Annotated in this window: 6 protein-coding genes; 1 reads left to right on the top strand and 5 read right to left on the bottom strand. The window is 71.4% G+C overall.

The window, feature by feature from the left end; translation table 11 throughout:
- Positions 1-2357: DNA translocase FtsK (locus BLT59_RS28485; protein ID WP_091789063.1), on the bottom strand; the 2357-nt coding region annotated here is incomplete at its 3' end.
- A gap of 160 nt (positions 2358-2517) precedes the next feature.
- Here BLT59_RS28485 and mtnA point away from each other — a divergent pair.
- Entirely contained in the window at positions 2518-3621 is a 1104-nt protein-coding gene (gene mtnA, locus BLT59_RS28480; RefSeq protein ID WP_091789060.1) for an S-methyl-5-thioribose-1-phosphate isomerase, read from the top strand.
- Between the two features lie 187 nt (positions 3622-3808).
- Here the strand turns inward: mtnA and BLT59_RS28475 are convergent, their stop codons facing one another.
- From BLT59_RS28475 to pth, 4 genes are all read right to left on the bottom strand, one after another.
- A complete protein-coding gene (locus tag BLT59_RS28475; RefSeq protein WP_091789057.1) occupies positions 3809-4852 on the bottom strand; it encodes an aldo/keto reductase in 1044 nt (347 codons plus the stop codon).
- 58 nt (positions 4853-4910) lie between these two features.
- Positions 4911-5900 (bottom strand): MaoC/PaaZ C-terminal domain-containing protein, encoded by a 990-nt coding sequence (locus tag BLT59_RS28470; protein WP_091789054.1) that lies wholly within the window; start codon positions 5898-5900, stop codon positions 4911-4913.
- A 149-nt stretch (positions 5901-6049) separates the two neighbouring features.
- On the bottom strand, positions 6050-7147 hold the full coding sequence (gene ychF / locus BLT59_RS28465; protein WP_091789051.1) for a redox-regulated ATPase YchF: 1098 nt from the start codon (positions 7145-7147) through the stop codon (positions 6050-6052).
- Between the two features lie 227 nt (positions 7148-7374).
- A complete protein-coding gene (pth, locus tag BLT59_RS28460; protein ID WP_091682753.1) occupies positions 7375-7983 on the bottom strand; it encodes an aminoacyl-tRNA hydrolase in 609 nt (202 codons plus the stop codon).
- Positions 7984-7986: the final 3 nt, after the last annotated feature.

The raw sequence follows: 7986 nt of genomic DNA, 5'->3' as shown, positions 1-7986 counted from the left end.
TCGTCGGCGGTGACGGCGTCGAGGTAGCTTGGGCGGCCCTGGCGCTTGAGGTGGGCGACCACGGTCTCGACCTCGCTGTCCGAGCAGAACGGCCCGTGCACGCGCGTCGTGCGCCCGCCGCCGGCCATGAACAGCATGTCGCCCTGACCCAGAAGCTGCTCGGCGCCCATCTCGCCCAGGATCGTGCGGCTATCGATCTTGCTCGTCACCTGGAAGCTGATCCGGGTCGGGAAGTTCGCCTTGATCGTGCCGGTGATCACGTCCACCGACGGCCGCTGGGTCGCCATGATCAGGTGGATGCCCGCCGCCCGCGCCATCTGCGCCAGACGCTGGATCGCCCCCTCGATGTCCTTGCCGGCCACCATCATCAGGTCGGCCATCTCATCGACCACGATCACGATGTAGGGCAGCGGCGCCAGGTCCATCGCCTCGTCCTCGTACACCGCCTCGCCGGTGTGGCGGTCGAAGCCGGTCTGGACGGTGCGGGTGATGGTCTCGCCGTTCTCGGGGGCCTCGTTGATGCGGGCGTTGTAGCCGTCGATGTTCCGGACGGCGATCTTGGCCATCTTCTTGTAGCGCTCCTCCATCTCGCGCACGGCCCATTTGAGGGCGATCACCGCCTTCTTCGGGTCGGTGACGACGGGGGAGAGCAGGTGCGGGATGCCGTCGTACACGGACAGCTCCAGCATCTTGGGGTCGACCATGATCAGGCGGCACTCCTCCGGCTTCAGCCGGTAGAGCAGCGACAGGATCATCGTGTTGATCGCCACCGACTTGCCCGAGCCGGTGGTACCGGCGACCAGCAGGTGCGGCATGCGCGCGAGGTCGGCGATGATCGGCTCGCCGCCGATGTTCTTGCCGAGGCACAAAGCCAGCTTGTGCTTGCTCTCGGCGAAATCCGTGGAAGCCAGGAGCTCGCGCAGATACACCGTCTCGCGCTTGGCGTTCGGCAGCTCGATGCCGATGGCGTTCCGGCCGGGCACGACGGCGACGCGGGCCGAGACCGCCGACATCGACCGGGCGATGTCGTCGGCGAGCGCGATCACGCGGCTGGACTTGGTGCCGGGGGCGGGCTCGAGCTCGTAGAGGGTCACGACCGGGCCCGGCCGCACCGCCAGGATGTCGCCGCGCACGCCGAAATCGCCGAGCGTCGCCTCGAGGAGCGTGGCGTTCTGCTCCAGGGCGTCCGCCGAGATCAGGCTCGCCTGGGACGGGCCGCGGGGGGCCGCCAGCAGGTCGAGGGCGGGCAGGGCGTAATCCTCCGGACGGACGGGCGGCGCGGGCGCGCGGCGGGCCGGCACGGGCGCGGCGGCCGGCGGGGCGACCCGGGACGCGGTCGGTTCGGACCGCGGCGGAACCGGGCGTTGGGGTGCCTCGAACGCCTCCAGCTCGTCCTCCACATCGGCCTGCGGCGGCGCGATGCGTCGGGCGCTCGTGGCCGGAAGGACGTCCTCGGACGCGTCGAAGACAGGCTCGCGCCGGCTCACCCCCGGCTGCCGCCCCTCGGGCAGATGGTCGGCCCAGGGAAGGTCCGCATCCGTGAAGGCACGCCGGGCCGCCAGGGCCGGCGACGCGCCGTCGATCGGTTCGGCCCGGCCCGCGCGCCACGTCGCGATCCGGTCGGCCGCAGCGAGGCGGAGGCCCATCAGCCCCTGCGCCAGGGCGCCGACACTGACGAGGCCGAGGCTCGGCTCGTCGGAATCCTCGCGCTCGTCGCGGCCCGAATCCCGGCTCCGCGCCGGCGCACGCCGGACCGGATAGGGATCGTCGTGCAGGGATTCCTCCTCGACGGCGCCGAACCGGCAGGCGCCGGTCAGGCTGAGGATCGCCACCGCGGCGTAGCCGAAGCCGACGAGGTGGGCCGCTGCCGAGGAAACCGCCCCGACGATCACCCGCGCCATCGAGAGCAGGCCGTCACCGGCCACGCCGCCGAGGCCGGTGGGCAGCGGCCAGCGGGTCGTCGGTGGGAGCGCGCTCGCCACCGCACTGGCGGCGCAGAAGCCGATGATCCAGAGCGCGATGCGCAGCCCGCCCTCGGGGAGATTGCGCTCCCGCATCAGCCGCACGCCCCAGAGGGCCGGCGGCAGGACGAAGGCCAGCGAACCGAGGCCGAGGATCTGCATGGCGAGATCGGCCACCACGGCGCCCGGCTGGCCGAGCACGTTATGGGCGGCATGGTTGGTGGCGTGGTTGAGGCTCGGATCGTCGATCGACCACGTGGCCAGCGCCACGGTCAGCGCGACCGCGCCGGTGAACAACACGAAACCGCCGAGTTCCGTCAGGCGCTTGCCCAGGAAGGGACGAACGCTGTCGACGAAAGTTTCGTAGGGCGATGCGGGACGGCGAAGCGAGCGCATGCGGGACCGGACGCGAAACGGGAACTTACCCCCGAGGCTAGGCATGACCGCCTTAACGAGCCGCTAAGGTTGAGGAAGCCTGACCGGCCGGCATTTCCAGGCCCACGCGATCCTGCCCGGGAGGATGCAAAAGCCGTCCCGCTGTGGCACAGGAGCGGCCATGAATATCGACGGCCAGCCCTACCGCACGATCTTCCCGGACCCGGACGGCGTCAGCGTCCAGGTGATCGACCAGACCCGCCTGCCCTTCGCGTTCGAGCTGAAGCGCCTCGCCACGCTGGAGGACGCCGTGGTGGCGATCCGCACGATGATCGTGCGGGGCGCGCCCCTGATCGGCGTCACGGCGGCCTACGGGCTGGCGCTGGCCATGCGGGCAGATGCCTCCCACGACGGGATCGACCGCGCAGTGGCGACGCTCGCGGCGACGCGTCCGACCGCGATCAACCTGCGCTGGGCGCTGGACCGAGTCTCTACCAACCTGCGACCGGTCGCGCCGGACGAGCGCTTCGCCCGTGCCTTCGCGGAAGCCGGCCGCATCGCCGAGGAGGACGTGGCGAGCTGCCGCTCGATCGGCGCCCATGGCGGCCAGATCATCGCCGACCTGCACACGGCCAGGGGCGGCGACAGGCCGATCACGGTGCTGACCCATTGCAACGCCGGCTGGCTCGCCACGGTGGATTGGGGCACGGCGCTGGCGCCGATCTACGCCGCCCATGAGCGGGGCGTGCCGGTGCACGTGCTGGTCGACGAGACCCGGCCGCGCAGCCAGGGCGCGGCGCTGACCGCCTTCGAGCTGAACGGCCACGGCGTGCCCCACACGGTGATCGCCGACAATGCCGGCGGCCACCTGATGCAGCACGGCCAGGTCGATCTCTGCATCGTCGGCTCGGACCGGACCACGGCGTCGGGCGACGTCTGCAACAAGATCGGCACCTACCTGAAGGCGCTCGCCGCCCGCGATACCGGCGTGCCGTTCTACGCGGCGCTGCCGTTCTCGACGATCGACTGGACGCTCGACGACGGCGTCAGGGAGATCCCGATCGAGGAGCGCGACGGGCGCGAGGTCACCCACATGACCGGGCGGCTCGCCGATGGCGGCTTCGCCACGATCGAGGTCGTCTCCCCCGGCAGCCCCGTGGCCAACCCGGCCTTCGACGTGACGCCGGCCCGGCTGATGACCGGGATCATCACCGAGCGCGGCGTCTGCGACGCGAGCCGCGAGGGCCTGTACGGCCTCTACCCGGAGCGCCGGAACGCGGCGTGAGGGTCCGGTTCGGCGCTGTTCCGCCCCTCCGACCCGCACCCTCATCCTGAGGTGCCGGAGCGCAGCGGAGGCCTCGAAGGAGGGCTCCAGCCAGCCGCGCGATCCCTGGAGGCCGCCTTCGAGGCCCGCTGGCGCGGGCACCTCAGGATGAGGGGTGGATCGGAGGGGGCCGCGCGATCCGGCCGCCTCAGCGCACGCCGGGCCGGCCCGATTCCGCGAGTTGCTGCGCCCGGACGCCCTGGCGCTCGAACATCCAGCCCGGATACTCAGCCGGGAGCGCGCTCACCGCGTCGAGGGCGTCGAGTTCCGCGCCGGTGAGGCTGAGTTCCGTCGCCGCGATGTTATCCTCCAGCTGATCGAGGCGCTTGGCCCCGACGATGACGGTGGTCACCGCCTTGCGGTGCAGGAGCCACGCGAGGGCCACCTGGGCCACCGACACGCCGCGCGCCTCCGCGACGACGCGCATGGCGTCGATGCAGGCCTCGGCCCGGGGACGGTCGACCGGCGGGAAATCGAAGCTCGCGCGCCGGCCCTCGCCGGAGCCGCCGGAATACTTGCCGCTGAGCAGGCCGCCGGCCAGCGGGCTCCAGACCAGGAGGCCGAGCCCCTCCGAGCGCAGCATCGGGACGATCTCCCGCTCCAGGTCGCGGCCGGCGATGGAATAGTAGGCCTGCAGGGTCTCGAAGCGGGCGAGCCCGGCCCGCGCGCTGATCCCCAGCGCCTTCATGATCTGCCACGCCGCCCAGTTCGAGACGCCGACGTAGCGGACGTGGCCGTGCTGCACGAGGATGTCCAGCGCCCGCACCTGCTCCTCGATCGGCGTCGCCGGGTCGAAGCCGTGGATCTGGTAGAGGTCGATATGGTCGAGCTGGAGCCGCTTCAGGCTCGCCTTGCAGGCGTCGATCAGGTGCAGGCGCGAGGCACCCTTGGCGTTGGCGCCCGGGCCGGTCGGACCGTAGCCCTTGGTGGCGACGACGACGCTGTCGCGCGGGACCTTGAGGTCGCGCAGGGCCTGGCCGGTGATCTGCTCCGAGAGCCCCTCGGCATAGACGTCGGCGGTGTCGATGAAGTTGATCCCGGCCTCGAGCGCCCGCCCGACGAGGCGCCCGGCCTCGGCCTGATCGAGGGCGCCGATCTGGCGCCACATCCCGGCCCCGCCCCCGAAGGTCATGGTGCCGAGGCAGAGTTCGGAGACGAACAGCCCCGTGTTGCCGAGCTTCTTCTGGTACATGCCTGCCTGATCCCGTCCGTATCCCTGGCGACAACGCGCGGCACCGGGCCCGGTGCGCTCAGGGCTCCCAGCGGTGGAAGACCGCACTGTCGAAGGCGAAGACCGGCTCGCCGCGCTGGTTGACCCCGGTGTTGCGGGCAAACGCCAGCCCCCAGCCCGGCCGCGAGGCCGAGGCGCGCTTGTCGGTGAGCCTGGCGCTGAACCGCACCGTGTCGCCCGCGTAGACGGGCTTGAGCCAGCGTAAGGCCTTGAAGCCGGGGGAGGGGCCCGCCTCGGGCACGGGTCCGCGCGCGGCCGTGTAGGCGGCGTCGCGGGCGCGGGTGGTGAGCATGCGGTTCATGTAGGCGGCGGCCGTGTGCCAGCCGGAGGCGCAGAGGCCGCCGAAATGGCTGCGCTTGGCCGCTTCGGGGTCGAGGTGGAAGGCCTGCGGGTCGTAGGCCTGCGCGAACGCGATGATCCCCTCGGCGGTGAAGGGGTAGGCGCCCAGCTCGCGCACGGCGCCGATCTCGGCATCCCGCAGGAACGGCAGGATCTCGGCATCCTCCGGCTCGGTGACCGGCCCCGGCACGCCGGTCTCCACCGGCCGCGGGGGCAGGGGATCGGTGCCGCGGCGGGCCAGCATGAAGGTGAAGCGCTGGGTCAGCACCGTCTCAGCCCGCTGGTTGCCGAGGGCGACCTCGGCGGTCAGGAAGCCGAGGCCCGGCTTCGAGGCCGAATCGCGCAGGCCCGCGACCCGGAAGGTCAGCGTCAGGGCGTCCCCCGGCAGGACCGGCGCGAGCCAGCGCAATTCGTCGATGCCCGGCGCGCCGAGCGACGAGCCGCCCTTGAACGGCCCCTGCTGGAGCAGCCGCATGCCCAGGGCCGCCGTGTGCCAGCCGGATCCGATCAGCCGGCCCGCGAAGGTCGTCTCCGCCGCCGACTCGTCGAGATGGAAGGGCTGGAAGTCGAAATCCTTCGCGAAGCCGACGATGTCGTCGCGGGTCACCGTCAGCGGCTCCCCGACGATCACGTCGCCGACGGAAAAATCCTCGAGCGCGGGATCGGGCATGGCGGGCTCGTCTCGTTGGTCAGCGGGGCAGGGGATCGGGATAGCCCGTCTTTGCGAACGGAGCGAAGCAATCCAGCGGCGCCATGGTCACCGGGGTCGCGCCGTCCTGGGTCGCTTCGCTGCGCTCGCGATGACAGGGGTGCCCGACCTCAGTTGGCGAAGCGGAAGTGCAGCACGTCGCCGTCCTGCACCACGTACTCCTTGCCCTCCAGCCGGAGCTTGCCGGCGTCCCGGGCCCCGGCCTCGCCGTTGAGCGTCGTGTAGTCCTTGAACGCGATGGTCTCGGCCCGGATGAAGCCCTTCTCGAAATCCGAGTGGATCACTCCGGCCGCCCCGGGGGCGCGGGTGCCCTTGGTGATCGTCCAGGCGCGGGCCTCCTTGGGGCCGACCGTGAAGTAGGTCACGAGGCCCAGGAGATCGTAGCCGGCGCGGATCACCCGGTTCAGGCCCGGCTCGGCGAGCCCCACCGCCTCCAGGAACTCCGCCTGATCGGCCTCAGGCATGACGGCGATCTCGCTCTCGATCTTGGCCGAGACCACCACCGCCACGGCGCCCTCTTCCTTGGCGCGGGCGACGACCGCGTCCGAGTAGGCGTTGCCCTTGTCGGCGTCGCCCTCGTCGACGTTGCAGACGTAGAGGACGGGCTTGGCCGTCATCAGGCCGAGCGACTGGAACAGCTTCTCCTCGTCGGGCTTGCGCTCCACGAGGCGGGCGGGCTTGCCGTCGCGCAGGAGCGGGAGCGCCCGGTTGACGAGGTCGAGGGTCTCCTTGGCCTCCTTGTCGGCGCCCTTGGCCTTCTTCTCCAGCGCCTGGGCGCGGCGCTCCAGGCTGTCGAGGTCGGCGAGCATCAGCTCGGTCTCGATCGTCTCGATGTCGGCGGCCGGATCGACCTTGCCCTCGACGTGGGTGACGTCGCCGTCCGTGAAGCAGCGGACCACGTGGGCGATGGCGTCGACCTCGCGGATATTGGCCAGGAACTGGTTGCCGAGGCCCTCGCCCTTGGAGGCGCCGCGCACGAGGCCGGCGATGTCCACGAAGGTCAGCCGCGTCGGGATGATCTCCTTCGAGGAGGCGATCCGGGCGAGGTCATTCAGCCGCGGATCGGGCACCGCCACCTCGCCGACATTCGGCTCGATGGTGCAGAACGGGTAGTTGGCCGCCTGGGCGGCCGCCGTCTGCGTCAGCGCGTTGAAGAGGGTCGACTTGCCGACGTTCGGCAGGCCGACGATGCCGCATTTGAAGCCCATGGGTCAGTTCCGTCGCAGCGCGTCGTCGGGCGACGCGCGGAATGGGTTGATGAGAATCGGGCCCGCGAACACGCCGCACGCCCTGTCCTCGCTCGAGCACGCGCGGCACCGACGCGCCGGGCCGCGGCTGCCGGGAGGCAATCGAACCGCCGACGGCCGGGCGCGGCGCGCACCGCCTTCATCGGACCCTCTCGCCCGCCCCGATATCCCGTCCCCGTGGGGGCGTGTCAATTTCTGGCGCCCAGCGTCTTCACGTCGTCCCAGCCGCGGCCAGCCATGGCGAGGTGGACCTTGTTCTGGAAACTCGCGTCCTCGCCCGCGGCCAGCAGGGCGGCGTGGTCGGCCACCGCCCGGCAGAGATCCTCGACCCAGGGCAGCTCGGCCTTGCCGAAATCGTTGAGCACGTAGGCATGGACCAGCGCCTTGTCGCCGGGATGGCCGATGCCGAGCCGCACCCGGCGGTAGTCGTTGCCGCATTGCGCGGTGATCGAGCGCAGGCCGTTATGGCCGGCATTGCCGCCGCCGAGCTTCACCCGGAGCTTGGCGGGGGCGAGGTCGAGCTCATCGTGCAGCACGATCACGTCGGCCAGCGGGATCTTGTAGAAGCGCTGCGCCTCCGAGACCGCGCGGCCGGACTCGTTCATGAAGGTCGAGGGCTTCAGGAGGATCGCCCGCTCGGTGCCGAGCACCACCTCGGCGGCCTCGCCCTGGAAGCGATGGCGGAACGGGCTCGCCCGGTGCTGGCGGGCGATCGCGTCGACGGCGAGGAAGCCGATATTGTGCCGGTTGCCCGCGTAGCGCGCGCCCGGGTTTCCGAGGCCGACGATCAGCCGCATGGT

The sequence above is a fragment of the Methylobacterium sp. UNC378MF genome (assembly GCF_900103195.1).
GTDB lineage: Bacteria > Pseudomonadota > Alphaproteobacteria > Rhizobiales > Beijerinckiaceae > Methylobacterium.
Note: the sequence above shows the minus strand (reverse complement) of the source record. Positions and strands in the feature narration are given on the sequence as shown.